At 60.6% G+C, this 24,654-nt stretch carries 23 protein-coding genes and 1 tRNA gene; 11 read left to right on the top strand and 13 right to left on the bottom strand.

Annotated elements, in window-relative coordinates:
* Position 1 precedes the first annotated feature (1 nt).
* The 4 genes from fdhD to B7L15_RS13095 are packed head-to-tail and all read right to left on the bottom strand — an operon-like array spanning position 2 to position 5,779.
* Positions 2–847, bottom strand: coding sequence for a formate dehydrogenase accessory sulfurtransferase FdhD (fdhD, locus tag B7L15_RS13110; RefSeq protein WP_085919406.1), 846 nt, complete (start codon positions 845–847; stop codon positions 2–4).
* Positions 844–3,735, bottom strand: a complete 2,892-nt coding sequence (gene fdhF / locus B7L15_RS13105; RefSeq protein ID WP_085919405.1) for a formate dehydrogenase subunit alpha — start codon at positions 3,733–3,735, stop codon at positions 844–846. Before fdhF ends, fdhD begins: the two co-directional genes overlap by 4 nt.
* A complete protein-coding gene (locus B7L15_RS13100; protein ID WP_085919404.1) occupies positions 3,732–5,288 on the bottom strand; it encodes a formate dehydrogenase beta subunit in 1,557 nt (518 codons plus the stop codon). Before B7L15_RS13100 ends, fdhF begins: the two co-directional genes overlap by 4 nt.
* A complete protein-coding gene (locus B7L15_RS13095; protein ID WP_085919403.1) occupies positions 5,285–5,779 on the bottom strand; it encodes a formate dehydrogenase subunit gamma in 495 nt (164 codons plus the stop codon). Before B7L15_RS13095 ends, B7L15_RS13100 begins: the two co-directional genes overlap by 4 nt.
* 129 nt (positions 5,780–5,908) lie before the next feature.
* Here B7L15_RS13095 and B7L15_RS13090 point away from each other — a divergent pair, with 129 nt between their 5' ends.
* Positions 5,909–6,964, top strand: coding sequence for a substrate-binding domain-containing protein (locus B7L15_RS13090; RefSeq protein WP_085919402.1), 1,056 nt, complete (start codon positions 5,909–5,911; stop codon positions 6,962–6,964).
* 69 nt (positions 6,965–7,033) lie between these two features.
* On the opposite strand, the gene B7L15_RS13085 is transcribed toward B7L15_RS13090, so the two are convergent.
* From B7L15_RS13085 to B7L15_RS13075, 3 genes are read right to left on the bottom strand one after another with little or no spacing between them, the layout of a single operon-like run.
* Entirely contained in the window at positions 7,034–9,025 is a 1,992-nt protein-coding gene (locus B7L15_RS13085) for an aconitate hydratase (RefSeq protein ID WP_085919401.1), read from the bottom strand.
* 26 nt (positions 9,026–9,051) lie between these two features.
* Entirely contained in the window at positions 9,052–9,969 is a 918-nt protein-coding gene (locus B7L15_RS13080) for a hydroxymethylglutaryl-CoA lyase (protein WP_085919400.1), read from the bottom strand.
* A gap of 15 nt (positions 9,970–9,984) precedes the next feature.
* Positions 9,985–11,181: a CaiB/BaiF CoA transferase family protein gene (locus B7L15_RS13075; RefSeq protein WP_085919399.1), complete on the bottom strand. Its 1,197-nt coding sequence runs from the start codon at positions 11,179–11,181 to the stop codon at positions 9,985–9,987.
* A gap of 175 nt (positions 11,182–11,356) precedes the next feature.
* Here B7L15_RS13075 and B7L15_RS13070 point away from each other — a divergent pair, with 175 nt between their 5' ends.
* From B7L15_RS13070 to B7L15_RS13045, 6 genes are all read left to right on the top strand, one after another.
* Entirely contained in the window at positions 11,357–12,265 is a 909-nt protein-coding gene (locus tag B7L15_RS13070) for a LysR family transcriptional regulator (protein WP_085919398.1), read from the top strand.
* Between the two features lie 72 nt (positions 12,266–12,337).
* A complete protein-coding gene (locus B7L15_RS13065) occupies positions 12,338–13,060 on the top strand; it encodes a haloacid dehalogenase type II (protein WP_085919397.1) in 723 nt (240 codons plus the stop codon).
* On the top strand, positions 13,057–13,953 hold the full coding sequence (locus B7L15_RS13060) for a LysR family transcriptional regulator (RefSeq protein WP_085919396.1): 897 nt from the start codon (positions 13,057–13,059) through the stop codon (positions 13,951–13,953). The genes B7L15_RS13065 and B7L15_RS13060 overlap by 4 nt, the downstream gene beginning before the upstream one ends.
* Before the next feature lie 230 nt (positions 13,954–14,183).
* Complete coding sequence (locus B7L15_RS13055; protein WP_085919395.1) at positions 14,184–15,161, top strand: TAXI family TRAP transporter solute-binding subunit; 978 nt, start codon at positions 14,184–14,186, stop codon at positions 15,159–15,161.
* Positions 15,162–15,262: 101 nt separating this feature from the next.
* A complete protein-coding gene (locus B7L15_RS13050; protein ID WP_085919394.1) occupies positions 15,263–17,224 on the top strand; it encodes a TRAP transporter permease in 1,962 nt (653 codons plus the stop codon).
* Complete coding sequence (locus tag B7L15_RS13045) at positions 17,221–18,174, top strand: D-2-hydroxyacid dehydrogenase family protein (RefSeq protein WP_085919393.1); 954 nt, start codon at positions 17,221–17,223, stop codon at positions 18,172–18,174. The genes B7L15_RS13050 and B7L15_RS13045 overlap by 4 nt, the downstream gene beginning before the upstream one ends.
* A gap of 22 nt (positions 18,175–18,196) precedes the next feature.
* Here the strand turns inward: B7L15_RS13045 and B7L15_RS13040 are convergent, their stop codons facing one another.
* Genes B7L15_RS13040 through B7L15_RS13030 form a run of 3 tightly spaced genes read right to left on the bottom strand, consistent with a single transcriptional unit; the run spans position 18,197 to position 20,970 of the window.
* A complete protein-coding gene (locus B7L15_RS13040) occupies positions 18,197–19,456 on the bottom strand; it encodes a TRAP transporter large permease (RefSeq protein WP_085919392.1) in 1,260 nt (419 codons plus the stop codon).
* Positions 19,453–19,977 (bottom strand): TRAP transporter small permease, encoded by a 525-nt coding sequence (locus tag B7L15_RS13035; protein ID WP_254902942.1) that lies wholly within the window; start codon positions 19,975–19,977, stop codon positions 19,453–19,455. Before B7L15_RS13035 ends, B7L15_RS13040 begins: the two co-directional genes overlap by 4 nt.
* A complete protein-coding gene (locus B7L15_RS13030; RefSeq protein ID WP_085919391.1) occupies positions 19,978–20,970 on the bottom strand; it encodes a TRAP transporter substrate-binding protein in 993 nt (330 codons plus the stop codon).
* 142 nt (positions 20,971–21,112) lie between these two features.
* Between B7L15_RS13030 and B7L15_RS13025 the strand changes: the two genes are divergently transcribed.
* Positions 21,113–21,189 (top strand) — tRNA-Arg (locus B7L15_RS13025).
* Between the two features lie 164 nt (positions 21,190–21,353).
* Here B7L15_RS13025 and B7L15_RS13020 read toward each other — a convergent pair.
* The 3 genes from B7L15_RS13020 to B7L15_RS13010 form a co-directional block, all read right to left on the bottom strand.
* Complete coding sequence (locus B7L15_RS13020; protein ID WP_254902941.1) at positions 21,354–21,872, bottom strand: M48 family metallopeptidase; 519 nt, start codon at positions 21,870–21,872, stop codon at positions 21,354–21,356.
* A complete protein-coding gene (locus B7L15_RS19845; protein WP_254902940.1) occupies positions 21,838–21,963 on the bottom strand; it encodes a hypothetical protein in 126 nt (41 codons plus the stop codon). Before B7L15_RS19845 ends, B7L15_RS13020 begins: the two co-directional genes overlap by 35 nt.
* A gap of 121 nt (positions 21,964–22,084) precedes the next feature.
* On the bottom strand, positions 22,085–22,330 hold the full coding sequence (locus B7L15_RS13010; protein ID WP_085919389.1) for a helix-turn-helix domain-containing protein: 246 nt from the start codon (positions 22,328–22,330) through the stop codon (positions 22,085–22,087).
* A gap of 155 nt (positions 22,331–22,485) precedes the next feature.
* Between B7L15_RS13010 and B7L15_RS19580 the strand changes: the two genes are divergently transcribed.
* The 3 genes from B7L15_RS19580 to B7L15_RS13000 form a co-directional block, all read left to right on the top strand.
* A complete protein-coding gene (locus B7L15_RS19580) occupies positions 22,486–22,722 on the top strand; it encodes a hypothetical protein (protein ID WP_176243688.1) in 237 nt (78 codons plus the stop codon).
* Positions 22,715–23,281 carry an Arm DNA-binding domain-containing protein gene (locus B7L15_RS13005; protein ID WP_254902939.1) on the top strand — a complete coding sequence of 189 codons (567 nt, stop codon included), beginning with the start codon at positions 22,715–22,717 and terminating at the stop codon, positions 23,279–23,281. Before B7L15_RS19580 ends, B7L15_RS13005 begins: the two co-directional genes overlap by 8 nt.
* 51 nt (positions 23,282–23,332) lie before the next feature.
* The coding region (locus tag B7L15_RS13000; protein WP_139839375.1) for an IS1380 family transposase at positions 23,333–24,654 on the top strand (1,322 nt) is incomplete at its 3' end.

Raw genomic sequence — 24,654 nt, 5'->3', positions numbered from 1 at the left:
CTCAGCCGTGGGCCATCGCCGCCGACGTGGGGCGATGGTAAATCAGGTGGCGGCCGGGCCGCGCAAAGCCAGCCAGTAGCAGGCCCGCGGCCTGGGCCTGCTCCACCGCGAGCGCCGTGGCCGCCGAGACCGCCACCAGGGCACCAATACCGGCACTGGCACATTTGTGCACCATCTCGTAGCTGGCGCGACTGGTGACCAGCGCGAACCCTTCGTCGAGGGGAAGGGCCTCGCGGGCAAGGGCACCAATCAGTTTGTCCAGGGCGTTATGGCGGCCCACATCCTCGCGCAGCCGTTGGATACGCCCCTGGGCATTGCACCAGGCGGCACCGTGGCTGGCGCCAGTGGCTGCCTGCAGCGGCTGGTGGGCGGCCAGTTCCTGCAGGGCGCGCTGAATGGCGCCATCGCTCACCGGCGGCGCTACCACATGGGGAATCGGGCGGATGGCCTGCTCCAGGGCTTCGGTGCCGCACAGGCCGCAGCCGGTGCGACCTGTCAGGCTGCGCCGCCGCTGTTTGAGTTCGGCCATCCGCTGGCTGGCAATGGTGAGGTGAACGGTGAGGCCTTGGGGCGCTGCGTGGATATCGAGGTCATAGCACTCGGTGACATCGGCCAGGATGCCCTCGGAAAGGCTGAAGCCCAGGGCAAACTCCTCAAGATCACTGGGGCTGGCCATCATCACGGCGTGGGAAATGCCGTTGTAGACCAGCGCCACCGGCCTTTCCAAGGCCAGAAGATCCTCCTGGGCATCGGCGTACCAGCCGTTGGTACCCCGGTGCACTTCCACCTGCTGGCGCATCAGGGCGGACTGCGGCGCTGGTGCCGTGTCGTTCATCGATGCACTCATGGCGCCTCCTGCTGAGCCTTGGCCAGGTAATCACGCTGGGCCAGGTCAAAGGCACTAAAGCGCTGCTGCCAGGCCGACGGTTGGCTGACTTTTTCCACCTGCACCGCCGTGACCTTGTATTCCGGGCAGTTGGTGGCCCAGTCCGAGTTGTCCGTGGTGATGACGTTGGCGCCGCTGCCGGGGTGGTGGAAGGTGGTATACACCACGCCGGGTTGCATACGCTCGCTGAGTCGCGCGCGCAGTACCGTCTGGCCTGAGCGGCTGGTAATGCCCAGCCAGTCGCCGTCGCGCACGCCGCGCAGCTCGGCGTCAGACGGGTGCAGTTCCAGCACGTCCTCATCGTGCCAGCGCTGGTTGTCGGTGCGTCGGGTCTGGGCCCCCACGTTGTACTGGCTAAGGATCCGCCCGGTCGTCAGCAGCAGCGGGAAGCGGCGGTTGGCCCGCTCCTCGGTAGCCACGTACTCGGTAATCGCAAAGCGGCCCAGGCCGATGGGGAACTCAACCTCGTGCATGGTCGGCATGCCCAGCGGGTACTCGGCGTTGCAGGGCCACTGCAGGCTGCCGTGCTCTTCGAGCTTGGCGTAGCTGACGCCCGCGAAGCTTGGCGTCAACTGGGCGATCTCGTCCATGATCTCGGACGGATGGGTGTAGTGCATCGGGTAACCCAGCGCATTGGCCAGATCCTGGGTGACTTGCCAGTCTTCCTTGCCGGCGACCGGGGCCGTCACCTTGCGTACCCGGTTGATACGTCGCTCGGCGTTGGTGAAGGTGCCGTTCTTCTCCAGGAAGCTGGAACCCGGCAGCAGCACGTGGGCGAACTTGGCCGTTTCGTTGAGGAAAATATCCTGCACGATCAGGCAGTCCAGCGACGTGAGCGCCGCCTCGACGTGCTGGGTGTTGGGATCGGACTGGGCGATATCTTCGCCCTGTACGTAGAGCGCCTTGAAGGTGCCTTCGATGGCGGCGTCGAACATGTTGGGAATGCGCAGCCCCGGCTCGTCGTCGAGCGTCACGCCCCACACGGACTCAAAGCGGCCCCGGGCGGTGGGGTCGGCCACGTGCTGGTAGCCCGGTAGCTCGTGGGGGAAGGAGCCCATGTCACAGGAACCCTGGACATTGTTCTGGCCGCGCAGCGGGTTCACGCCCACGCCCTCGCGGCCAATGTTGCCGGTGGCCAGGGCCAGGTTGGCAATGCCCATCACCATGGTGGAACCCTGGCTGTGTTCGGTGACGCCCAGTCCGTAGTAAATCGCGCCGTTGCCCGCCGTAGCGTAGGTGCGCGCGGCCTGGCGCACCGCCTCGGCGGGTACGCCGGTAACCGCTTCGCTGGCCTCCGGGGAGTGGCGTGCCTCGCTGATAAAGTCGCGCCAGGCATGGTACGCCTCGCTATCGCAGCGCTTGGCGACGAATTCTGAGTCTTCCAACCCTTCGGTGACCACCACGTGGCCCAGGGCGTTGACCAGCGCCACGTTGGTGCCCGGGCGCAGCGGCAGGTGCTGCGCCTCGCTCATGTGCGGGGTCTTTAAAAGGTCGATGCGGCGCGGGTCGGCGACGATCAGCTTCGCCCCCTGGCGCAGGCGCTTGCGCATCATCGAGCCGAACACCGGGTGGGCGTCGGTGGGGTTGGCGCCGATCACGATGATCGCGTCCGACTTCATCACCGAGTCGAAGGTCTGGGTGCCCGCCGACTCGCCCAGCGTGGTCTTCAAGCCGTAGCCGGTGGGCGAGTGGCAGACCCGCGCGCAGGTGTCGGTGTTGTTGTTGCCAAACGCCGCGCGGATCAGCTTCTGCACCAGATAGGTTTCTTCGTTGGTACAGCGCGAGGAGGTAATCCCGCCGATGCTTTCGCGGCCGTGCTCGGCCTGAATGGCTTTCAGGCGGCTGGCGGCAAAGCCGATCGCCTCTTCCCAACTGACTTCCCGCCAGGGCTGGTCGATGCTGTCGCGGATCATCGGCGTGGTCAGGCGATCCGGGTGGGTGGTGTAGCCGAAGGCAAAGCGCCCCTTCACGCAGGAGTGGCCGTGGTTGGCGTCGCCGCCCTTGTAGGGCACCATGCGCACCAGTTGGTCGCCCTTCATCTGGGCTTCAAACGAGCAGCCCACGCCGCAGTAGGCGCAGGTCGTCACCACGCTATGGTCCGGCACGCCGTGGTCGATCACGCTCTTCTCCATCAGCGTGGCCGTGGGGCAGGCCTGCACGCAGGCCCCGCAGGAGACGCAGTCCGAGTCCATGAAGGCGTCGTTCTGGCCGGCCGATACCTTGGATTCGAATCCGCGGCCATCGATGGTTAGCGCGAAGGTGCCCTGGACTTCGTCGCAGGCGCGCACGCAGCGCGAACAGAGGATGCACTTGCTGGGATCGAAGGTGAAGTAGGGGTTGGACTCGTCCTTGACCGCCTCCAGATGATTCTCGCCCGTAAAGCCGTAGCGCACTTCACGTAGGCCGACGCTACCCGCCATGTCCTGCAGCTCGCAGTCGCCGTTGGCCGGGCAGGTCAAACAGTCCAGCGGGTGGTCGGAGATGTACAGCTCCATTACGTTGCGGCGCAGCTTGGCGAGCCGCTCGTTCTGGGTGGTTACCTTCATGCCTTCCACCACCGGCGTGGTGCAGGAGGCGGGAAAGCCCCGGCGCCCCTCTACCTGCACGGCGCACAGCCGACAAGAACCAAAGGCTTCCAGGCTATCGGTGGCGCACAGCTTGGGAATGTTGATATCCGCCAGCGCCGCCGCACGCAGCACCGACGTGCCTTCCGGCACGCTGATCGTCACGCCGTCGATATCAAGGCTCACCGAGGCAGTGCCGATGGTCTGAGCAGGGAAGGGCGTGCCAAGGTCTTTGCAATGCCCAGCGTTGCCGGCATGCTGGCTGGGGTCGAAGTGCTGAATCATGATCTGTCTCCATTTGCCGGACGCTGGAAGTCGCCGGGGAAGTGTTTCAGGGCGCTCTGCACCGGGAAGGGGGTCATGCCGCCCATGGCGCAGAGCGAACCGTCGACCATCGTTTCGCAAAGGTCGTGGAGTAGAGTGAGGTTGGCGTCGCGATTGTCGTTGGCGCGAATGCGGTCGATCACCTCCACCCCCCGGGTCGAGCCGATACGACACGGTGTGCACTTACCGCAGGATTCCACCTTGCAGAACTCCATCGAAAAGCGCGCCTGCTCGGCCATATCGACGCTGTCATCGAACATCACCACGCCGCCGTGCCCCACGCCTGCGCCCACCTCGGCGAAGGTTTCGTAATCCAGCGGCATGTCCCATTGGCTTTCGGGCAGGTAGGCGCATAGTGGCCCGCCTACCTGCACGGCACGTAGCGGGCGGCCGCTGGCTGTGCCGCCGCCGAAGTCTTCCATCAGCGTGCGCAGCGTAGTGCCAAAGGCGAGCTCTACCAGACCGCCGCGCTTGACGTTGCCCGCCAGCTGCAGTGCCAGGGTGCCCCGCGAGCGGCCCATGCCGTGATTGGCGTAGGCCTCGGCGCCTTCGGCCAGAATGAACGGTACGGCGGCTAGCGAGAGCACGTTGTTGACCACCGTAGGGCGGCCGAACAGTCCCTCGATGGCGGGCAGCGGCGGCTTGAAACGCACCAGGCCGCGCTTGCCTTCGAGGCTTTCCAGTAGCGAGGTCTCTTCGCCACAGATATAGGCACCGGCGCCCAGACGCACTTCCAGGTGGAAGGCGTGGCCACTGCCAAGGAGGTCGCCGCCGAGATACCCGGTGCTCTCGGCGCGGCGAATGGCCTCGTCGAGGATCTCTTTCGCCAGCGGATACTCGGAGCGCAGGTAGATATAGCCTTGCGTCGCGCCCACCGCGAGCCCGGCGATGGTCATGCCCTCGATCAGCATGTAAGGGTCGCACTCCATCGCCAGCCGGTCGGCAAAGGTGCCGGAGTCGCCCTCATCGGCATTGCAGACGATGTACTTCTGATCGGCGGGCGTATCAAGCACGGTCTGCCACTTGATGCCGGTGGGGAAGGCCGCCCCGCCGCGACCGCGCAGGCCGGAGGCTTTGACTTCCTCGACGATGTCCTGAGGCTCGCGTTGCAGGGCTGCCTCCAGGCCGCAAAAACCGCTGTGAGCGCGATAGTCGTCAATCGACAGCGGGTCAGTGATGCCAATACGCGCGAAGGTCAAGCGCTGCTGGCGGGCGAGGTAGTCAATTTCTTCCGTGGGGCCCAGTGCCAGGGGATGGCTGACGCTACCTTCGAGCAAGCCGTTGTCGAGCAGCGCCGCTACATCCCCCGGCGTTACGGGGCCGTAGGCGAAGCGCCCAATGGGGGTTTCCACTTCCACCAGCGGCTCAAGCCAGGCAAGACCGCGGGAGCCATTGCGCACCAGCGTGATGGGGTGGCCGCGTGCGGCGGCCTCCTTCTCCAGTCGGCTGGCGACCGTATCGGCCCCCAGTGAAAGCGCGGTGGTATCTCGGGGGACAAAAACGCGAATGCTCATCCCATCACCTCCAGCGGCCGGGTTTGTAGCTCATCTATCAATTCATCGAAGGCGTCCGGCGTGACGCGGCCGCGTATGCTGTCGTCCACGCGGATCGACGGGCCGCAGGCGCAGTTGCCCAGGCAGTAAACGGCTTCGAGGGTGATTTCGCGATCCGCCGTGGTCTGGTGGTAATCGACCCCCAAACGCGCCTTGGCGTGGGCTTCGAGCTGGCGCGCCCCGACCGACTGACACGCCTCAGCACGGCAGATCTGCACGACGTGGCGCCCCGGCGGCGTGGTGCGAAAGTGGTGGTAGAAGCTGATGACACCGTGCACTTCGGCACGTGTCTGGTGGAGGGCATCGGCGATGATGGGTACCGCTGCCTCTGGGATGAAGCCGATGCGATCCTGAAGGGCGTGGAGGATCGGCAGTAGGGCGCCGGGCTTGTGCTTCAGGGCGTCGACCTCGGCCTGAATTGCCTGCGGCGCCCACGCCTGGGAATGGTTCATGATGCCCACCTCACAACTGCTTATTATGTTTTAAATATGCACAGCTTTTCATATTTAAAAAGACGTGCATCACGGTTAAGACAAAGCTAGCATCAAGTTATCGACTGAAAAATATGAAATAGTGTGCCTATGAAACGGATCAAGGTAACGCCGACCTGGTGCTTTAGCGATGAAGAGGGGCACCGGCTCGATCCCAACCTTTTGCGCCTGCTGGGGGCGGTTCATCGCCACGGCAAGTTGACCCATGCCGCCGAGGAAGCGGGGATTTCCTATCGCCACGCGTGGAATCTACTGCGCCAGGGCGGGGAGTTCTTTGGTGTGACTTTGGTAGAAATGGCGCGGGGGCGAGGGGCGCGGTTATCGCCGCTGGGTGAGAAGCTGCTATGGGCCGAGCAGCGCGCCACCGCTCGGTTAAGCCTGCAGCTCGATAGCCTGAGCTCCGAGCTGAACCTTGCCATTCAGCAGCACCAGGAAGGCGTGCACCCCGTCCTGCGCCTCCACGCCAGCCACGGGTTTGCGATAGAGCTGCTGCCGCAGAATCTAGGTGAGCTGCAGCTTTATCTGCAGTACTGCAGCTCGGTGGAAGCGCTTGCAGCCCTGAACCAAGACCGCTGTGATCTGGCGGGCTGCCACCTGCCCAGGGGGGCTGTGGGGGAAAAGGCACGGCGTAAATACCGCCGCCTGCTCAAACCCCGCTATCATCGGCTGATAGGATTTATCGCCCGCCAGCAGGGGCTAATGGTGGCGCCAGGTAACCCGTTGGGCATTGATGGCGTTGCCGCACTGGCCGACAGGCCGGTGACGTTTATCAACCGGCAGGCGTCGTCCGGAACCCGGGAACTGCTGGACAGTCTGCTGGCCGAGGCCGGTATTTCAGCCGCCAACGTCAATGGTTACGGGGTTGAGGAGTACACCCACTCGGCGGTAGCGGCCTATGTGGCGGCGGGCATGGCGGATGTTGGCTTTGGTGTCGAGGCCGCCGCGCAGCGGTTCGGGCTAGATTTTGTGCCGTTGGCCACTGAAGACTACTTGCTGGCGTGCCATCATCGTTCCCTGAAAGAGTCGCAATTTACCGACTTTTTGCAGGTGTTGCGCAGCGCTTCCTTCCAGGAAGCGGTGCAGTGTCTGCCAGGCTATAGCCCCAGCCAGTGTGGCGGCGTGATCGAGATCGGCAGCTTTTTATAAGGGGGTACTGGTTGATCATGGGCCTGTCACTGGACAAACCCTTTTCGATGGTTATCTGCCGGGCGCTGATTAGCCGCTGGTCGACGTCGCTTGTTGAGCATTACGCTCACGCAAATGATTAATGACGCCGCCTTGCGCAATCAACGTTTTCTGGCGCTCCGTCAGCCCGTGGTGCAAGGTCATTGTCCCCTTGCCGGGGACCTCGGCGATCAAGTCATCGCCTTTGGCGAGTTGGTTGTAAAGATCCTTGATCACAATAGCGTCTCCCTGACTCAAGCGCTCGCTATCTTCGGGGTGGCAAAAGGTAAGCGGTAAGGCGCCAAAACAAATCAGGTTCTGCCAATGAATGCGGGCAAAACTCTTGGCGATCACCACCTGCAAGCCCAGGTAGCGGGGCACCAGCGCGGCATTCTCGCGACTTGACCCTTGGCCGTAGTTAACACCGCCGATAATCACATGACCGCCCTGGGTGCGGGTGGTGTCAGCGCGGGTCGCGTAGGTGTCATCGACGGCTTCAAACGTGAAAGGGGCCGACGCATAGATGCTGCTCCAGTAAGGCAGCACCCGCTGACCGGCAGGCATGATGTCATCGGTTGAAATGTTGTCGCCGACGACCAGTAATACGGGTACTTCCAGCGTATCGGGGAGGGGGCTCAACGCCGGTAATGCCGGTGTGTTGTCCGTTTTTTGCAGGGGCTTGAGGCGGGCTTCTTCAACAGGCAGCGGCGCGTTAAACAGCGCACGGTTAATGACTATCTTGTCTGGCTCGGTAATGCGCGGATACGCCATGGAAAGCGTTCGTGGGTCGGTAATGACCCCGGCCAGCGCCGAGGCAGCCGCCGTTTCCGGGCTGCATAGAAAAACGCTGTCTTCCCGTGTGCCCGAGCGCCCCGGAAAATTACGCGGTACCGTGCGCAGGCTGTTGAGCCCCACGGCTGGGGCCTGGCCCATGCCGATACAGCCGTTGCAACCTGCCTGATGGAGTCGCGCGCCACTGGCAACAAGATCAGCCAGATAACCCTGTTGAATCAGCGTGGTGAGTACCTGACGAGAAGACGGGTTGATGTCCAGCGAGACACCGTCGGCCACCTGTCGGTGGCGGACGATTTCCGCCACGACCGCAAAATCACGATATCCCGGATTACCTGAAGAGCCGATATAGGCCTGATGGAGTGGCTGGCCTGCCGCTTCGCGAACGGTGACGACATTATCCGGGCTGGAAGGCAGTGCGATCATGGGTTCCAAGGTCGCGAGGTCAAGATGATCGTTGAGTTCGTAGCGACAGCCGGGTTCCGCGGCCAGTGGCTGCCAGTCACTCTCCCGTCCGCGAGCCGCCAGAAAGCGACGGGTTTCTTCGTCGCTGGGGAAGACCGTGGCCGTCGCGCCCATTTCAGTGCCCATGTTCGCCAATACATGGCGGTCCATGGCGGAAAGGTGGGCAAGCCCGGGGCCGTAATATTCGATCATCGTGTTTTTGCCACCGGCAACGCCGTGCCGACGTAACAGCTCGAGAACGATGTCCTTGGCGGACACCCAGTCGGGGAGTTGGCCTTCCAGCTTAATGCCCCAGATCTTGGGCATGGTGATATACAGTGGTTCGCCCGCCATGGCCATGGCGACTTCAATACCGCCTGCGCCAATGGCCAGCATCCCCAGCGCCCCTGCCGCCGTGGTGTGGCTGTCGCAGCCGACGATCGACTGACCGGGGACGCCGAAGTTTTCCATATGCACCGGGTGGCTGATGCCATTGCCAGGGCCTGAGTACCACACGCCGAAACGCTCGCAGGCACTTTTCAGAAACAGGTAGGTTTCCGCGTTCAGGTTGTCCGCTTGTACCAGACCGTGGTCGATATACTGCACGCTGGGCTGGGTATGGACACGGTCCAGTCCCATGGCTTCGAGTTCCAGCATGACCAGTGTGCCCAGCACGTCCTGAAGCAACGCCTGGTTGATCTCCAGAGCGATTTCGCTACCCGGGATCATCTCGCCGCTGACGAGATGGCGCTGGATTAACTGCTGGGAAAGGTTCAAGGGTTGGGCGGATGTCGCGGACTGAGTCATTGTTATTCTCCGTCGGTGGAGTTGCGTTACACCTGGGCAGGCAGGGGATAGCGACGATCGGCGCTGCCTGCTTTGCCTACCTGCCCTGGGGTGTCGTGGCCGATCAAATCGGGGAGAGTGGCACAGGCCTCAAGCAGCGCGGGCAGATTGACACCCGTGTTGACGCCCATCTGCTCAAACATGTGTACCAGGTCTTCCGTGCACACATTGCCCGTTGCGCCGGGGGCAAAGGGACAGCCGCCCAGCCCTCCCAGCGAGGCATCGAAGCGGGTAATGCCGACCTGCCAGGCGGCCAGCGCGTTGGCAAGACCCATGCCCCGGGTATTATGAAAATGTAGCGTAAACGGTACGCCAGGGAAGCGTTTCAGTACCTGAGCACACAGCGCGCTCACCTGAACCGGATTGGCAACACCGGTGGTATCGCAGAGCGTGACACCCTCTACGCCCAGCGCCAGCTGTTGTTCGATGAGGTCGAGTACCCGCGCTTCAGGCACATTGCCTTCAAACGGGCAACCAAAGGCCGTCGACAGCGAGGCGTTGATAAACACGCCGCTGCCCCTGACGGTATTAATGATGTTGGCAAACTGCTGGAGTGACACTTCGGGCGTCATGCGCAGGTTGGCCCGACCGTGGGCATCGCTTGCCGACATCACCAGGTTGATCTCGTCGACACCGCAGGCAAGTGCACGCTCAGCACCTTTCAGGTTAGGTACCAGCACGGTTATGTCGACGCCTTGACGACGTTGAATGGCGCTGACGACCTCGGCGGCATCACGCAGGTTGGGAATCGCCTTGGGCGACACAAAAGAGGTGGCCTCGATGCGCGCAATGCCGGTGGCGGTCAGGGCATCAATCAACGCCACCTTCTGGTCGGTGGGTATAAAACGCGATTCGCTCTGAAAGCCATCCCGAGGAGCGACTTCGTTGATTTGTAGCGTCTCCATCGTGCCCTCTCAAGGTTAGATAATGCCTGCATGGCGCAGTTTTTCACGGGTTTCGGTATCGATGCCCAACTCGTCAAGCACTTCATCGGTATGGGCACCCAGCGGCGGGCCACCTTGCCCAAGCCTACCGGGCGTGGCGCTCAATTTGGGCAGGACGCCCGGCACCTTGAGCGAACGACCGTCGGCACGCGTCACGGTCTGAATCATTTCGCGGGCCAGGTAGTGCGGGTCGTTGGCAATATCCGCAGCGGTGTAGGGGTAGCCTGCCGGCACGCGCGCCTCCTCCAGGAGGCGCAGTATCTCGTCGCGCTCCCGGGTCTGGGTCCAGGCCTCGATAGCGGCATCGATTGCCTGGGCATGCTGGGAACGGCCATCGTTATGCGCCATGGCAGGGTTCTGCGCGAGGTCGTCGCGGCCAATGACCTGCATCAGGCGCTTGAAAATGCTGTCGCCGTTGCCTGCGATAAGCACATAGTCACCCTGCTGCGTACGGTATGCATTCGAGGGCGTGATGCCCGGCAGTGCGCTACCACTGGGTTCGCGGACATGACCGGTCGCATCGTATTCGGGCAGCAGGCTTTCCATCATGGCAAAGACGGACTCGTAGAGCGCGACGTCAATTTCCTGCCCCAGGCCGCTGCGCTGTCGTTCCTGAAGAGCAAGTAACGTGCCTATCACGGCGTATAGCGCGGATAGCGAATCACCGATGCTGACGCCGACCCTTACCGAGGGTTCATCCGGCTGGCCGGTCAGGTAACGCAGCCCGCCCATCGCCTCACCGATGACCCCGAACCCTGGCTTGTTACGGTAAGGGCCGGTCTGGCCGAAGCCGGAAACGCGCACCATGATCAACCCGGGGTTATGCGCGGCCAGTGCTTCATAGCCAAGCCCCCAGCCCTCTAGCGTGCCGGGGCGAAAGTTTTCAACGATGACATCCGCCTCTGCCGCCAGGCGGCGCACCATTTCCTGGCCTTCTTCAGTACGCAGGTCGAGCGTTACCGAGCGCTTGGTACGGCTTTGCACATGCCACCAGAGCGAGGTGCCTTCTTCGAGAATCCGCCATTTACGAAGAGGGTCGCCGGTGCCGGGGGGCTCGATCTTGATCACGTCAGCGCCAAATTCGCCGAGAAGTTTGGTGGCAAACGGGCCTGCAATCAGTTGGCCAAGCTCTACGACTTTCAGTCCATCGAGGGGAAGCTGGCGCGTGGTCATAATAAGAGCTCCTGATAACCCTGTTGATGCCGTTATTGTCAGTTTGTTTTCCACCTAGCATCGGCGAGCTGGCGTGTGAGAACAATTAAGCAATCAGGAACTAGGTGTTCGTCATGGACGAAGCCTAAGATGGCGAGGTACGTTCTTTTACCCCAATAGCAGGGCGGTCAGCGCGATGCTGCGATTTGATTTTGTTACCTTGAAACTGTTTGTCGCCATTGCCGATGAGGGGCGGCTCACCGCCGCCGCTGAGCGTGAACACCTTGCCGTGGCAGCGGTCAGCAAGCGTGTCAGCGACCTGGAGGCGCTGGTGGGCACCGAACTCTTGTATCGCCGCCCCCGGGGAGTTGAACTTACCCCGGCAGGCCGGGCGTTTTTACACCATGCCCGACGCATTCTCGAAGACGTGGCGCGAATGCAGGCCGAGCTGAGCGAATACGGCGAAGGGGTGCGCGGTCATGTGCGCATCCATTCCAACACCTCGGCGATCATCGCCTTTCTTCCCCAGGATTTAAGCGCCTTTGCCCTGACCTACCCGCAGATCAAGATCGACCTGCAGGAACGTACCAGCAGTGAAGCGATTACCGCCGTGCGCGATGGCGTGGCCGATATCGGCATTTTTGCCAGCCATGTGGCGGCGGATGAGCTGGAGGTAAAGCCCTACCGGCGCGATCAGCTGGTCCTGGTGACGCCGCAGGATCATCCGCTGGCTGTTCATCAGCAGCTGCATTTGCATCAGGCCGCTGAATACGACTTTGTAGGCTTGCAACAGGACACGTCGCTACAATCGCTCCTGCATGAGCAGGCCAGCCAGGCGGGAAGAACCCTGCGCATGCGAATTCAGGTACGCAGCTTTGATGCGATTTGCCGCATGATTCATTACGGCATGGGCGTTGGTGTATTGCCCCAGCAGACGCTGTATCGCGATTTGAAAGATTTAAAGTTATGCATGATCCCCTTGGCCGACGAGTGGGCCAAGCGCGAGCTGGTGGTGGGAATGCGTCATTACGCCACTCTGCCGCTGGTGGCCCGCCACCTGGTCGATCACCTGTTGGCGCCTCATACCCCCGAACAGCCTCTGTAGCTTAAAACCGACCATGTTAAACGCATCGGCAAAGCGATAACGTGCATGAACATCACAACCCAGGAGAAGGGCATGACCGAGAGCATTGCAAGCGAGGTGAGAGCCCTCACCTTTGATGTCTTTGGCACGGTGGTGGACTGGCGCAGTAGTGTCATTCGGGAAGGCCAGCAGTTGGGTGACGCCAAGGGCCTCAACATCGACTGGGCACGCTTTGCTGACGAGTGGCGCGGAGGCTATGCACCGGCGATGGATCGCGTGCGCCAGGGTGAACTGCCATGGACTCGGCTGGACGAGTTGCATCGGATGACGCTGGACCGGTTGCTCGATGACTATGGCCTGGCCGGCTGTCTGGATGAAACCGAAAAAGACCATTTGAACCGGGTCTGGCACCGCTTGACGCCCTGGCCTGACAGCGCTGAGGGGCTTTCAAAGCTAAAACAGCGCTATGTGTTGGCCACGCTATCCAACGGCAATGTCTCGCTGCTGGTGAACATGGCGCGCCATGCTGGCCTGCCCTGGGACTGCGTGCTGTCATCGGAGCTCGCCGGGCACTACAAGCGTGACCCGGAGGTGTATCAGATGGCAATGCGACTGCTCGACCTCAAGCCGTCGCAGGTGATGATGGTGGCGGCGCATCAGGATGACCTCCAGGCCGCCTATCGGCAGGGCATGCGCACCGCCTTTATCAAGCGTCCCCTGGAGCACGGACCCGACGCCACACCTGATTTATCCATTGATCCCCGCTTCGATTTCGTCGCCGAGGACATCACCGACCTGGCGCGACAGCTGCTATGAAACTCGACCCGACCTCACTCAGACTGTTTGTGCGCGTGGCTGAAACGGGCACCATCAGCGGCGCGGCCGATGCGTCGTTCATGGCGACTTCGGCCGTCAGCAAGCGGCTTAGCGAGCTGGAAGCCTACTTCAACACGCCACTGCTCAAGCGCAACAATCGAGGCATCGTGCTGACGCCCGCCGGGAGTGCTCTGCTGAATCTATCCCGTGGCGTACTGCATAATCTGGAAGACCTCGATCTGCAGATGCGCGACTATTCCAGTGGTCAACGCGGCATGGTGCGGGTGTTCGCCAATATGTCAGCGATCACGCAATACTTGCCCAACGAAATGCGCGTTTTTTTCGAGCAGCACCCGGATATTGGCGTGCAGTTGGAAGAGAAAGTAAGCCCCATCATTACCCGCGAGGTCATGAACAACAACGCGGATATCGGGGTTTGCGCCCAACTGCTGCATGGCTACGACCTCATCGAGTTTCCCTACCACGTTGATGACCTTGTGCTGGTGGTCCCCAAGCAGCATCCGCTTGCCGAGCGGGAGCAGATCGATTTTCGCGAGTGCCTGGACTATCCCCATGTGGGGTTGCATACCGCGAGTGCCATCAATCTGGAGATTATGCGCGCCGCCAGCATGGTCAATAAGACACTGCGTATCCGTATTCAGGTGACCAGCTACGACGCGCTATGCCTGATGGTCCAGGAAGGCCTGGGAATCGGCGTGTTGCCCCGCGGTGCCATTCGTCAGTACGTCGATGGCCTCAACGTCAAGGTGTTGGCGATCCGGGACAGCTGGGCACGGCGTCGGCTGAGTATCTATGTGAAAGATTTAGACAAGCTCTCCATGGCCGCCCGGGTGTTGGTCGACCATTTGGTGAATGCCGCGGCGGTGCGTTGATTGTCTGGCTCTCCAAGTCAGCTGTTGTGCACTTTCCTCGTCCAGCTTTCGCGTTTGGAGAAGGCAGGTTCATCAATCACCAATATACAGCTACCCACCTTTAGCGCTATCACTCTAGCAACCATCAAGCGATGTTCCCCTGCTTGGTGAGTTTTCGGGAGGGGCGCGACCTTGGCCTCCCACAGCAAACAACAGCACAACATGCTTCCCGACGCTGAGAGGAAATAACAATGACTGCAATAAAACTACGCCACCTACTGCCCGCTTCCCTGTTGGTCGCTGGTGCGCTTACGACAGGCACTGTTCAGGCACAGACCGCGCTTAACATGGGCGCTGTGCCCACCGGTACCGGCTGGTTCTTTGGTATCTCGGAAGGCGCGCGCGTGATAAGCGCCAATTCAGATTACGAAATTACCGTACGTGAAACGGGCGGCACTCGTGAAAACGCCATACGACTGAATAACGGCGAGCTTGACCTGGCGTTCACCGAAGCCCTTGTGGGGTATGAGCTCTATAACGGCGTCGGCCGTTTCGAGGATACACCCAACCCGGATGTGCGGCTCGTTTACTGGATTGCGCCGTCCACCATGCACTGGGCGGTTCGCCAGGATAGCGATATCGAAACCTTTGAAGACCTGAACGGCGAACGCTTTAACCCCAGCAGCATTGGTGGGGGCGGCGAGTACATTACCGAGCAGGTGTTTGGCATCCTCAATATCGAGCCGGACTTCCAGCGCATGCGGGTGAACGATGCGGCGGAAGGCGTTACCGATGGTCGCCTGGTGGGCTTTAGCTACAACGGTGTGCCGCCGATCCCGCTGTTTACCGAGGTGCATTCCTCACGCCCGCTACAGTTGCTGTCGCTGACGGACGAACAGGTGGAGACCGTGATTGAAGAGTTGCCCTTCCTTTCGCCTGCCATTGTACCGGCGGATACCTATACCGGGATGAGCGAAGCCCAGTCACTGGGGATCTACATGGGCGTGGCGGCAAGCACCGAGCTTGACGCCGATACGGTGTATGAACTGACCAAGGCGTACTGGGAAAACCACGACGAAGTGGCTGCTTCTTTCAAGCCAGCGGCAAGCGTTGAGCCACAGACCGTGGTGGATACCGCCACCTTCCCGCTGCATGCCGGTGCGCTGCGCTATTATCAGGAGTTGGGTCTGGACATTCCGGAAGACATCATTCCGCCTGAAGCTCAGTAAGCACACTCTTGAGCCCCCGCCGGTATCCCGGTGGGGGCGTTAGCTATCAGCCTGACGCGTTGCTCGACCGTCTTTGGTCGGGCGGCGCGGGAGTTCCCCCCATGGATACCGCTAAGAATCCCAATGTTGTTGAAAAGTATCAGGAGGATTCGGGCAAGCGACAGCTCTCGGGCTTCTGGTTTGTGGTGGTGCGCACAGCCGCCGTTGCGATGGCGATTTTCCACCTCTATACGGCCGTTACCGGGCCGGTGAATACGCAAAACGCCGTTCACCTGCTGTTTGCAATGCCGCTGATTTTTCTGGCTTACCATTGCCGGGTACGGGATGCCCAGAAGATCCCCTGGTTTGATCTTGTCCCGATTGTCATGAGCGTCGTGATCAGCGGTTACTACGTTTATCACTTCGACCGCATCATCTATCAGCTGGGCTATCTAACGCCTACCGCGCTGGATCTAATACTGGGCGTGAGTGCGATCTTGCTGCTTCTGGAAGCCTGTCGCCGCGCTATCGGTCTGGCCTTCCCGATCCTGGTGCTGATCGCCCTGGCGTATGCAGCCTTTGGGCAACACCTGCCCGGCGTGTGGGGCCACGGCGGCTTTCGCTGGGACGATCTGGTGGCGACTTTCTACCTCGGCCCCACTGGCATCTTTGGCAGTCTGATGCGCACCTCCTCCACGGTGATCGTCATCTTCATCATGTTTGGAGCGCTGCTGGTCACGACCGGCGGCGGCGATACGTTCATGCGGCTTTCCACCGCCGCGACCGGCGGAATGGCAGGCGGGCCCGCCAAAGCGGCTACCTTGTGTAGTGCCATGTTTGGCAGCATCAGCGGTAGCACGGCGGCCAATGTGGCCACCACCGGGGTGTTTACCATTCCGTTGATGAAGAAAAGCGGCTATAGCCCGCGTTTTGCCGCGGCGACTGAAGCGTCGGCATCGACCGGCGGACAGATTCTGCCGCCCATCATGGGCGCGGCTGCGTTCGTCATGGCCGATGTAATATCGACCAGCTACCTGGACATTATCAGTGCTGCCCTGATACCGGCGCTGCTTTTTTACCTGGCTATCTGGATGAGCGTGCATTTTGAAGCCAAGCGCCTAGGGCTGGACCCGATTCCCAAAGACCAGCGGCCAAGCTTGCGCGAAGGGTTTTTCAACGTAGAAACCTTACTGCTGCCGCTGATCGTGCTGATTACCATGCTGATACTGCGCTATACACCGACAACCGCCGCGGTGGCAGCGTACTTCACGGCGATGGTGCTATATCTGGTATCGCCACGCAGTCAGGGAACGCTATGGGAGCGGGTAAAATCCCTGCCGGCGGCCCTCGAAGCCGGTGCCATGACAGCGGCCATGATTGCCGTCATTATCGGCAGTGTCGCGCTGATTGCCGCGGTGATCAGCCTAACGGGGCTGGGGCTCAAGGTGTCCTCGCTGATCGTCATGGTGAGCGGCGGTGATGTGCTGATCACGCTTTTGCTGGCGATGGTGGTGGCCATTATTCTGGGGATGGGCCTGCCCACGGTCGCCGCTTATATGCTGGCGGCATCGGTGGTCGCGGCGGCCTTTATCGAAGCGGGGCTGCCAAGTCTTTCGGCACACCTGTTTATCCTTTATTTCGCGATTCTGTCAGGCGTCACGCCGCCTGTCGCGCTGGCGGCTTATATCGGTGGCGCGATTGCCGGTTCCCACTGGTTCCGTACGGCACTGACGGCCACCAAGATTTCGCTGGGCGGCTTCCTGATTCCCTTCATGTTCATTTACCACCCGCCGCTTCTGGGCCAAGGCACGAAGCTGGAAATTGGCATGGCAGTGGCATCCGGGGTGCTGGGTATTATTGCCCTGGCGGCATCGACCATCGGCTATTTTGCGCGCCCATGTTCCTGGTTAGAACGTGGACTGCTGCTGTTCGCCGCCCTGATGCTGATCAATGGGCAAGCCATCACCGATGTCGCCGGGATTGCCGTTATAGCAGGTATCTTCGCGTGGCAGCGTTTTGCGACCCCTACGCCTAAAGGCGCTACCCCGCTTGCTTCTGAACCCCCCAAGGAAACGCGCTCATGAAGGTAGTGATTCCCGATGATTATCAGGATTGTGTCCGCACGCTGGATGCCTTTGCCAAGCTGGCAGGTCATCAGGTCACCGTCTATAACGACACGGTGACCGATGAAGACCAGTTAGTGGCGCGCTTTCAAGACGCCGAGGTGCTGGTGCTGATTCGCGAGCGCACACCGATAACCGCGTCGTTGCTGGCGCGGCTACCCAAGCTCAAATTGATCAGCCAGACCGGCGGTGGGGCGGCTCATGTAGACATGGCGGCCTGCCGCCAGCACGGCGTGACCGTGCTGGCGGGTACCGGCTCGCCCTATGCCGCCGCCGAGCTGACCTGGGGGTTGATCTTGGCTGCTATGCGGCATATCCCCGACGAGGTGAATAATCTCAAGGCCGGGCGTTGGCAGCGGACGCTGGGTACCGGCTTGAAAGGCCGCACGCTGGGTATTTTTGGCTACGGCAAGATCGGCCAGCTGGTGGGGCGTTACGGTCAGGCGTTTGAAATGGAGGTGCTGGTGTGGGGGCGGGAGACGACCCGTGAACGAGCCGCGGCCGCAGGGCTTGAGGTGGCGGATTCCCAGGCGGACTTCTTCGCGCGCAGCGATGTGCTCAGCCTGCACCTGCGGCTAAACCCGGAAACCCGCGGCATCGTCACCGCCGAAAACCTCGCCGCCATGAAGCCCACGGCGCTGCTGGTGAACACCAGTCGCGCCCCGCTGGTGGAAGACGGCGCGCTTGAAGCTGCTCTCAACGACGGGCGGCCAGGCATGGCCGCCGTGGATGTGTTCGATGACGAGCCGGTGCGGGCGCACCCGTTACTGGAACTGGCGAACGTCGTGGCAACGCCGCACCTGGGCTATGTCGAAAAAGACAGCTACGAGCTCTATTTTGGCGATGCGTTCGACAACGTCGTGGCTTTTGACACAGGCCAGCCGGTGCGTGATCTGGCCGCAGGGGAATAACGATTCCCCTGCATTTATCAACTCAGCCCGACCAGCCAAGCCACATCGGCACGTAAACCACCAATAGCAGTACGCCGATCAACCCCAGTAGATATGGCACAATAGCCTGGGTGATGCGCTCCAGCGGCAGTTGCGTCACCGAGGAAGCCACATAGAGGTTGATGGCCACCGGCGGGGTAATCATGCCGATGGACAGCCCCACCACGATAATCAGGCCAAAGTGGATCGGGTCGATGCCCAACTGCAGCGCAAGCGGCAGCAGCACAGGGGTCAGAATGATCAACGCGCTGGCGGTTTCGATAAACACCCCGGTGAGCAGAATGACCGCGACGATCAGCAGCATGATCACGTACGGGTCGGTGGACAGCGACAGCACCGACTGGGCAATAGCCCCAGGTACCTGCCAACTGGACAGCGTCCAACTGAGCACCGCCGACATGGCAATCACCAGCATGATCACCGACGTGGTCATCGCCGAGCGAATCAGCAGTTGGTACACATTGCGGATCGTTAAATCGCGATACACAAACAACGACACCATAATGGCGTAGTTGACCGCGACCACCGCCGCCTCAGACGGCGTGAAGATGCCCGAGAAGATGCCGCCAAGGATAATCACCGGCGTCATCAGTCCCCAACTGGCGTCTTTGAAGGTGCGCAGAATAACAGGCAAAGACAGCGGTGTACCCTTGGGGTACTGCCGCCGATAAGCCTGGGTAATGGCGATTGCCATCAGCCCCAGGCCCATCGCCAGGCCCGGCAGAAAGCCGTTCAAGAACAGCTTGGAAACTGATTGTTGGGCGATCACCGCGTAGATGATCATCGGCACCGACGGCGGAATCACCACGCCAATGGTACCGCTGGCGGCGATCAAGCTGGCGGCGGAGGCGGGGTCGTAACCTTTGCGCTTGAGTTCCGGCACCAGGCTTGAACCGACGGCGGCGGTGGTGGCCGCCCCCGAGCCGGAAATGGCGGCAAAGAACATCCCCGCCATGATCGAAACGAGCGACAGCCCGCCGCGCATGAAGCCCACCAATGAATCGGCAAAGCTCACCAGCTTTTCGCTGACCTTACCCTGGGCCATTAAATCCCCGGCCAGAATAAACATCGGGATTGCCACCAGGGCGAAGGAGTTAATCCCCTGGAACATCTGCTGGGGCACCACCATCAGCGGCACGCCCGCCTGATAAAGCGCAAACAGCGTGCTGGCGCCAATCGCAAAGGCGATGGGCACGTTGAGCAGCATCAAGGCAAAAAACAGCCCGAACAGGAGCATCGTCATGACGGTGTCTCCCTTGGCTCGTGGGTATCGCCAGTGACGACCAGTTCGACGGCATCGACCAGGGCGTACCAGGCCATCACGGCGGCGCAGAAGGGCACCACGGCGTAGACATAAGACATCGACACGCGCAGCGCCGCCGACTTCTGGAAGCTCTGTACCTGCATGTATTCCACGCTAATCACCGCCAGGGCAATCAAGAACGCCACGACCACCAATGAGGCCAGCAGCCGCGCTAACAGGCGAAGCCGAGCGGGCAGGGCATCGACGGCAAAGGCGACCGCGATATGTCGGCCGCGCTGGAACGCCAGGGTGCCGGCAAGAAACGTCAACCACACCAGCAGAAAACGGGCGACTTCTTCGGTCCACTCCACGGCGGTGAACAGTACGCGGGAAATGATTTGTAGTGTGATAACGCCAATCAGGGCCGCCATGGCCATAAACACCACGGGCTGGATGATGGCATCCAGCCCGTGCTCAACACGGCGCAGCCCCGCGATCAGCGCGCGGGTGCGTTGGGTCACTTATTCCAATGCCTCCCGAATGCGCGGTAGATAGTCACCAAACTGCTCGGCGTATTCGTCGTATACAGGCTGCACGGCTTTCTGGAAGGCCTCGATATCCGGCGAGTCATTGATTTCCATGCCTGCCTCGCGCAGCTCGGCCAGCTGTTCGGCTTCCATCTCGGCGTTGACTTGGCGTTCATGCTCGGCCGCTTCCTGAGCGGCTTCTTCCAGAATCACCTGCGCGTCTTCGGGGAGTTGATTCCACACGGAAGACCCCATGACAAAAATCGCCGGCGCGTAGGTGTGCCGGGACAGGGTCATGTAGTTCTGGGTTTCGTCCAGGTTGAACGAGTGGATCACGTTGACCGGGTTTTCCTGACCGTCGATGGTGCCCTGCTGCATGGCCGTCAGGGCTTCAGTCCAGGCCATGGGAATGGCGTTGGCGCCCAGGGCGCGGAACGTATCGGTGTATACCGGGTTTTCCATCACGCGAATGCGCAGACCATCGATATCTTCCGGCGCGTTGACCGGGCGTTCGCTGTTGGTCAGGTTGCGGAAACCACGCTCGGCGTAGGCCAGGCCTTTCAGGTTGACCTCGGAGAGCTTGTCCAGCAGCTCCTGACCGATGGGACCATCGAGGACTTCGTAGGCGGCTTCCGGTGAGGGAAACAGGAACGGCAGCTCAAACACCGCCATTTCCTCGACAAAGTTGGCCACAGGCCCGTTGGTGATCACGCCCATATCGACGGTGCCGATCTGCATGCCTTCGAGCAGCGTACGCTCATCGCCCAGCGAGGCGTTGGGGTAGATCTCGATATCCACCTTGCCGTCGGTGCGTTCTTCAACAAGCTCTTCAAACTTGGTGGCGGCGATATGGAAGCCATCCTGCTCGTTAACCACATGCGCCAGGCGCAGGGTAACGGGGTCCATATCGTCAACGGAGGCATTAGCGGCACCTACCAGCGCCAGTGAGATGCCCAGTGCCAGCGTGCTACGTACAAATGTTTTCATTTTATTGTGTTCCCGGTTCTTGAGGTTCAGAGATGCCCGTTAAGGATGCACCAAGGAACTGAAAAGGGTCAATTGACTTAAGCCGCTAAGCGCTCCCGCGGCTGGACACAGCCCGCCCGCGCGGGTAGGATACGCCCCCTAAGCGCCCGTAGCTCAGTTGGATAGAGTATCGGCCTCCGAAGCCGAGGGTCGCAGGTTCGAATCCTGCCGGGCGCGCCAACGATTTCAAGGGCTTACGTTAATGCGTGAGCCCTTTTATTTTGCGTGTGACCATCCTGTGACCACATCGTGACCACAATATCTTAACCACACTCGTGGTAAGCATTTTTCTCGGTGACCTTTGGCTTTTAGTAGTCACAGGCTTGGTCACATCTAAGAAAGCCCTATATCCCCTCCACTTCAATCCCATGTCTGGAGAGCCAGCTCTTTCGTTGCTCATAGTCTGGCATGGCCCGCTCTAGGCGGCGCCAAAAGGCGGGGGTGTGATGGGGTTCGTACAGGTGGACGAGTTCGTGTACCACGACGTACTCGGCGATATGTCGGGGCAGTAGGATGGTCTTCCAGTGGAAGTAGACGCGGTTGCCCTTGCCGCAGGAACCCCAGCGGTAGCCGAGATCCTGCACCGTCACGCCGGCGGGCTCGACGCCCATCCGCCGGGCGTGCTCCTTTACTCTGGTGGTAAGCCAGTCGCTGGCGCGGGCGCTGTACCAGCGGACGAAATGTTCCCGGGCGTCGGCCAGGATGTCCTCTCGCAGTTGGAAGCGCCCGGCGACGAGCTTCAATGGGGTGTCCTGAGTATCGCTAGGCACCCGCTTCAGCCGGTAGCTGCGCCCAAGGTAGAGAAACCCCTCGCCATTGACGTACTCCTTACGAGGTCGCCTTGTACCAGCTCGGCATCTCAATGACGTTGGCGATGTCGATCTCGCTCTTGCCTGCTTGGGCGAGCTGCTGGCGCTGCTCGAAGACATCCGAGTAGCGTTTCAGGAAAAGCATACCGAATATGTATTCCTTGAACTCAGAGGCGTCCGCGCCTACGCAGGATATCGGCTGCCTTGAACAGGTGCCGTTCCAGCTGGTTGAGGGTGAGGATCATGTTGCTTCCTTGGCTATAAAGTTAATCAGCTGATTTGGGCGTATCTGAGATGGGCACATACTCGATAATGTCTTCGACCTTGCAGTCGAAATACGCGCATAAACGATCAATACTTTCTGTGCCAGTGTTGTAGCCACGTTGATTGGCAATTTTGGAAAGTGTTGTCCGGTGTATGCCGGTTTCCTGTGATACCTCATCAAGCGTAACCCGCCGATTTTCTTGAAAGCCTTTCTCAGCAAGTAGCTCTTTTAAACGAAATCGAATCATGGGAAATGACCTTTTGATATTGGTCGCATCCTATCAAATACAGTGGTCTACCGCATCTTATGTTGAGAAAAAGCTACAAAAGTAGCTTGACAGCATCTTTTCGATGTCTATTATGTAGCGTGTAAGCTACATAAAGCCGCTAAAGAGGACATAAGATGTCTATTCACTACTTAACAACGGGTGAGCTTGCTGAGCGTATCAAATACGATGCGCGCACCATCCGTGAGTGCTTAAAAGACGACGTGTTGCTGGAAGGTATTCACTACATCCGCCCATTTGGCGGCCGCAAGATTCTATTTCTGTGGGAGCCGATCGAGCGCGATATGCAGCTGCATTCGCAAGAGGAAAGCATCGGTGTACCGATGGCGGGTGGGGGTGTATGTCATGGGTAAAATTGCTACACGCCAAGAAACCGGCAAGCTGTATTTTGACTTTCGCTATTTGGGAAAACGTTGCCGCGAGCAGACCTCTCTGGATAACACAGCTGCCAACCGTAAGAAGTTAGAGCGGATCCTGGAGAAGATCGAAGCGGAGATTACGCTGGGCTCGTTTGATTACGGGCGCTATTTTCCGGATAGCCCACGAGCGAAGACGCTAAGCAAACGGGCACTGACGGCCGTCGGGGGGTATCAGGCGACGCCATTGCTGAAGCAGTTTGCAGAGACGTGGTTTGCGGAGAAAGAAATCGAATGGCGTGAGTCGCAGATCGTCACGGTGCAGGGCTGTTTGGATCGCCATATCTTGCCAGCATTAGGGCATAAAGAGGTCGGCAGCATCACCCGTGCAGAAATTCTTGAGTTCCGGGCATCACTCGCCAAAGTTAACTCCCGGAGCGGCAAGAAGCTCTCTGCCAGTCGTATCAACCACATCATGACGCCATTGCGCATGATGCTGAATGAAGCCGCCGACCGCTATCCTGGATATTGCATAAGACATGAAAAAGGCGGCTGAAAATCGGTTATAATTCAAGCTCCTACACAAGAACCAACCGCCTCAGCCGCCATGACAAAATGTACCACGCCGTCCGCTTCCTTTCCACGCTGCAAAGGCCGTCAGGTCATCGCCCGTTTCGATGGCGGTGATCTCACTTCCGACGGCGGTATCCTGCTGCTGCGGCAGCTCGATCGCGAGATGGGCCTGACCCGCGCCGTCGCTCGCCGGCTCAGCGACGAGCGCGACGCTCAGCGCTGCCTGCATCGCACCGAAACCCTGGTCCGGCAGCGCGTGTTCGGCCTGGCGCTGGGCTATGAGGATCTCAATGACCACCAGGCCCTGCGTCACGATATCGCCCTGCAGACCGCCGTCGATACCGATGGCGTGCTGGCCAGTCAGTCCACCTTGTGCCGCTTCGAGCAGCAAGCCGACCGGGACTGGGCGATCACCATCCACGAAGAGATGATCGAGCAGTTCATCCGCTCGTTCCGGCGGCCACCCAAGAAACCGCTCTACCTCGACTTCGATGCCACCGACGATCGGGTGCATGGCCAGCAGCTCGGGCGGCACTTCAACGGCTACTACAACCACTACATCTTCCTGCCGCTGTTCGTATTCTGTGGCGACCAGCTGCTGGTCAGCTATCTGCGTCCGGCCTCGCTGGATGCCGCTCACCACGCCGGTGCCATCCTCGCCCTGTTGGTCCGGCGGCTGCGCCAGGCGTGGCCTGAGGTGAAGATCGTCTTCCGAGGCGACAGCGGCTTCTGCCGTCCACTGATCCTCAACTGGTGTGACCGCCACGGCGTCGATTACATCATCGGCCTCGCCGGCAACAAGCGCTTGGCCAAGCTGGCTCTGAACATCGACTACGCGTCGGCCATCCGCTTCGAGAAGACCTGGGAGAAGGAGCGTGTCTTCGGCTTCATCGAGTACGCTGCCAAGAGCTGGAAGGAGCGTCGACGAAAGGTCATCGTCAAGTCCGAGACCAGCCGGCGTGGCTTCAACACCCGCTATGTGGTCACCAGCCTGCGCGGCTGCAGCGCCGAGTGGCTCTATGACCACCGCTACTGTGCTCGGGGCGAGATGGAGAACCGTATCAAGGAGCAGCAGTTCCTGTTCTCCGACCGCACCAGCTGCCACGAATGGTGGCCCAACCAGTACCGACTGCTGCTGTCGGGGTTGGCCTACCTGCTGCTGGAGCGGCTGCGCCGGGTCTACCTCAAGCGCACCGCCTTCGCCCAGGCCCAGGTCAACACCCTCCGCCTGAAGCTGCTGAAGATCGGCGCTGTCATCACCCGCAACACGCGCACGATTCGGCTGATGTTGAGCAGCCAGTACCCGGAGCAGGACCTCTTCCTGAAGCTGGCCAGCWWCAGGAAGAGGTCCTGCTC

The organism is Halomonas sp. CSM-2, assembly GCF_002119345.1.
In the GTDB taxonomy this organism is placed as follows: Bacteria; Pseudomonadota; Gammaproteobacteria; order Pseudomonadales; family Halomonadaceae; genus Vreelandella; species Vreelandella janggokensis.
This window is presented reverse-complemented; position numbering and strand designations above follow the sequence as displayed.

What these genes read in the sequence shown, in the direction of transcription:
- B7L15_RS13005 (WP_254902939.1), top strand. Translation starts at nt 22,715, where the DNA reads ATGGGTAAAATTGCTACACGCCAAGAAACCGGCAAGCTGTATTTTGAC.
- B7L15_RS13100 (WP_085919404.1), bottom strand. Translation starts at nt 5,288, where the DNA reads ATGAGCATTCGCGTTTTTGTCCCCCGAGATACCACCGCGCTTTCACTG.
- B7L15_RS13030 (WP_085919391.1), bottom strand. Translation starts at nt 20,970, where the DNA reads ATGAAAACATTTGTACGTAGCACGCTGGCACTGGGCATCTCACTGGCG.
- B7L15_RS13070 (WP_085919398.1), top strand. Translation starts at nt 11,357, where the DNA reads ATGCTGCGATTTGATTTTGTTACCTTGAAACTGTTTGTCGCCATTGCC.
- B7L15_RS13060 (WP_085919396.1), top strand. Translation starts at nt 13,057, where the DNA reads ATGAAACTCGACCCGACCTCACTCAGACTGTTTGTGCGCGTGGCTGAA.
- B7L15_RS13040 (WP_085919392.1), bottom strand. Translation starts at nt 19,456, where the DNA reads ATGACGATGCTCCTGTTCGGGCTGTTTTTTGCCTTGATGCTGCTCAAC.
- B7L15_RS13095 (WP_085919403.1), bottom strand. Translation starts at nt 5,779, where the DNA reads ATGAACCATTCCCAGGCGTGGGCGCCGCAGGCAATTCAGGCCGAGGTC.
- B7L15_RS13050 (WP_085919394.1), top strand. Translation starts at nt 15,263, where the DNA reads ATGGATACCGCTAAGAATCCCAATGTTGTTGAAAAGTATCAGGAGGAT.
- B7L15_RS13010 (WP_085919389.1), bottom strand. Translation starts at nt 22,330, where the DNA reads ATGATTCGATTTCGTTTAAAAGAGCTACTTGCTGAGAAAGGCTTTCAA.
- B7L15_RS19580 (WP_176243688.1), top strand. Translation starts at nt 22,486, where the DNA reads ATGTCTATTCACTACTTAACAACGGGTGAGCTTGCTGAGCGTATCAAA.
- B7L15_RS13045 (WP_085919393.1), top strand. Translation starts at nt 17,221, where the DNA reads ATGAAGGTAGTGATTCCCGATGATTATCAGGATTGTGTCCGCACGCTG.
- fdhF (WP_085919405.1), bottom strand. Translation starts at nt 3,735, where the DNA reads ATGATTCAGCACTTCGACCCCAGCCAGCATGCCGGCAACGCTGGGCAT.
- B7L15_RS19845 (WP_254902940.1), bottom strand. Translation starts at nt 21,963, where the DNA reads ATGCTTTTCCTGAAACGCTACTCGGATGTCTTCGAGCAGCGCCAGCAG.
- B7L15_RS13055 (WP_085919395.1), top strand. Translation starts at nt 14,184, where the DNA reads ATGACTGCAATAAAACTACGCCACCTACTGCCCGCTTCCCTGTTGGTC.
- B7L15_RS13090 (WP_085919402.1), top strand. Translation starts at nt 5,909, where the DNA reads ATGAAACGGATCAAGGTAACGCCGACCTGGTGCTTTAGCGATGAAGAG.
- B7L15_RS13085 (WP_085919401.1), bottom strand. Translation starts at nt 9,025, where the DNA reads ATGACTCAGTCCGCGACATCCGCCCAACCCTTGAACCTTTCCCAGCAG.
- fdhD (WP_085919406.1), bottom strand. Translation starts at nt 847, where the DNA reads ATGAGTGCATCGATGAACGACACGGCACCAGCGCCGCAGTCCGCCCTG.
- B7L15_RS13075 (WP_085919399.1), bottom strand. Translation starts at nt 11,181, where the DNA reads ATGACCACGCGCCAGCTTCCCCTCGATGGACTGAAAGTCGTAGAGCTT.
- B7L15_RS13065 (WP_085919397.1), top strand. Translation starts at nt 12,338, where the DNA reads ATGACCGAGAGCATTGCAAGCGAGGTGAGAGCCCTCACCTTTGATGTC.
- B7L15_RS13080 (WP_085919400.1), bottom strand. Translation starts at nt 9,969, where the DNA reads ATGGAGACGCTACAAATCAACGAAGTCGCTCCTCGGGATGGCTTTCAG.